General features: G+C 53.6%; 3 protein-coding genes. All 3 read left to right on the forward strand.

What is annotated here, in order from left to right; translation table 11 throughout:
- Positions 1 to 117 precede the first annotated feature (117 nt).
- Genes CHB90_RS25825 through CHB90_RS25835 form a run of 3 tightly spaced genes read left to right on the forward strand, consistent with a single transcriptional unit; the run spans position 118 to position 1,867 of the window.
- Complete coding sequence (locus CHB90_RS25825) at positions 118 to 921, forward strand: hypothetical protein (RefSeq protein ID WP_089280549.1); 804 nt, start codon at positions 118 to 120, stop codon at positions 919 to 921.
- Entirely contained in the window at positions 891 to 1,538 is a 648-nt protein-coding gene (locus CHB90_RS25830) for an McrB family protein (protein ID WP_089280550.1), read from the forward strand. Before CHB90_RS25825 ends, CHB90_RS25830 begins: the two co-directional genes overlap by 31 nt.
- Positions 1,538 to 1,867, forward strand: a complete 330-nt coding sequence (locus tag CHB90_RS25835; RefSeq protein ID WP_212591670.1) for a hypothetical protein — start codon at positions 1,538 to 1,540, stop codon at positions 1,865 to 1,867. Before CHB90_RS25830 ends, CHB90_RS25835 begins: the two co-directional genes overlap by 1 nt.
- Positions 1,868 to 1,899 lie beyond the last annotated feature (32 nt).

Consider the following 1,899-nt stretch of genomic DNA (forward strand, 5'->3'; position numbering starts at 1 on the left):
ATGGCTGCTGTCGGATTTTGTCTAGCAGCTTGATTCTACAAAGCTTTCGCGGGCACGCCAGCTATTTCCCCTGATTTGGATGAATAAGCCGGGTTTAAAGACGACCGGGACGCACTGATGGCTGAATATCGACGTCTTGTTGGCGAGGGCAGGATCGAATTTACGACATTTCACCAGTCCATGTCATACGAAGAATTCGTCGAGGGATTGAGGCCAGTAACGGATGCGGAGCAGGAGATGGAAACGAGCGCGGGCTTCCGCCTTGAGCCGGTTCCAGGCATTTTTTATCGGATCTCCAAACGAGCTGAAGTCCGAACTGGTGGAGCGCCGGACCAGGATCTGGCAAAAGAGGTTCAACATGATCTGGTGACGCTGGAAGGGCGCAATGTTCATCAGATGTCGTTGGGAGAAGCAGGAACACGCGGCGGGGAAGCGATTTTCGAGGAAGCTATCGAGAACTCCATCGCATTGTTTGGGTTTGTCGATCACGACTGGAGCGCCGAAGTCTACGAAAATTATGACAATATTCGCGCTTGGTGTGAACAGACTGACGAAGAGCTCTACGCCACTCCAAATGGGGTCGCGGCGATGACACACCATTTTCGAAACAAGGTTTCTGTTGGCGATATCTTGGTTGTTTCCAAGGGAAACTTTCAATTTCGCGCAATTGGGAAAGTCCTTGGAGATTACGAATACATGCGCCGTGAGAGCGGACATTACTCACACAGGCGATCAGTTCAATGGCTTTGGATAGATCGCGACGGTGTGCCCGTGGACGAAATCCATGACAGTAATTTCACGCAGAAGACGATATACGGCCTTAAAAAGGACCGCTTAAATATTGCCGCCCTCGAGCTTTATTTGAATCTTGGACGTGTGAGCGCGAAGATGTGCCGACACAACCAGAGAATTTCGTTCTGATCATCGACGAAATAAACCGAGCGAACATTTCGAAGGTCTTTGGTGAACTCATAACACTGCTGGAACAGGACAAGCGTTTGGGGGCACAAAACGAACTCCGCGTTCAGCTTCCGTACTCCAAGAAGCGTTTCGGAGTGCCGTCCAACTTGCACATTGTGGGTACGATGAACACTGCGGATCGCTCCATAGCGCTGCTCGACACAGCATTGCGCCGTCGCTTTACGTTTCAGGAGCTAATGCCCGACCCGACGATCCTGTCAGAGGATGTCGGTGGCATAAATCTTCGGGAGCTTCTGTCCACGATCAACGAGCGCATCGAGTACCTGTTCGACCGCGAACATCAGATCGGCCATGCCTATTTCACCGGCTGCCACAGCCGGGCGGACGTAGAAGACGTGATGCGCTATAAGGTCATTCCCCTATTGGCGGAGTATTTTTACGAGGATTGGTCCAAGGTCGCCGCCGTGTTGGGCGACGGGGATGGAATGGCCGGAACGTATTTCCTTGAAGCCAAGAAACTGTCACCGCCAGCCGGATTTGCGGACGATGAACTCGGCGGCGAAAAGCTGCGTTGGAGCGTCAAGGCAGACTTCGACTTTTCGGAGTTTGAGGCCTGATGCAATCCTACACCGTTCGCGAATGGGAAAAACTCGCCTATGGTGACGAAGACGGGCAGATCCCTGCACATTTCGCGGATCAGCTTGCGGTTTTGGCTGGGCGTTCGCCCTTCGCTGGAAGGGGCGGCAGCGGGGTGCTTGAGCACGGTAGGCATGCACTCCGCGCACGGGGTGTTGTTGGTATCTTGGCCGCAGGAAGGTGTAGTCTTGAGATCCTGCCGAAGATCGATGTTGCTGCGGAAGAACCTGTTGAAAAGCAGAATGCGGCAATCAGGAAACGGCTAATCCACATGCTGGCCGTCGGTATCCGTCCGCTGTCGCCGCTCTGACGAGCGGAACCCTCGGCTGATAGTGTCCACCA

This window comes from Antarctobacter heliothermus (assembly GCF_900188425.1).
Classification (GTDB): Bacteria; Pseudomonadota; Alphaproteobacteria; order Rhodobacterales; family Rhodobacteraceae; genus Antarctobacter; species Antarctobacter heliothermus.

Bases quoted from the DNA above. Each gene is read 5' to 3' on its own strand.
- CHB90_RS25825 (WP_089280549.1), top strand. From the start codon at position 118: ATGGCTGAATATCGACGTCTTGTTGGCGAGGGCAGGATCGAATTTACG.
- CHB90_RS25835 (WP_212591670.1), top strand. From the start codon at position 1,538: ATGCAATCCTACACCGTTCGCGAATGGGAAAAACTCGCCTATGGTGAC.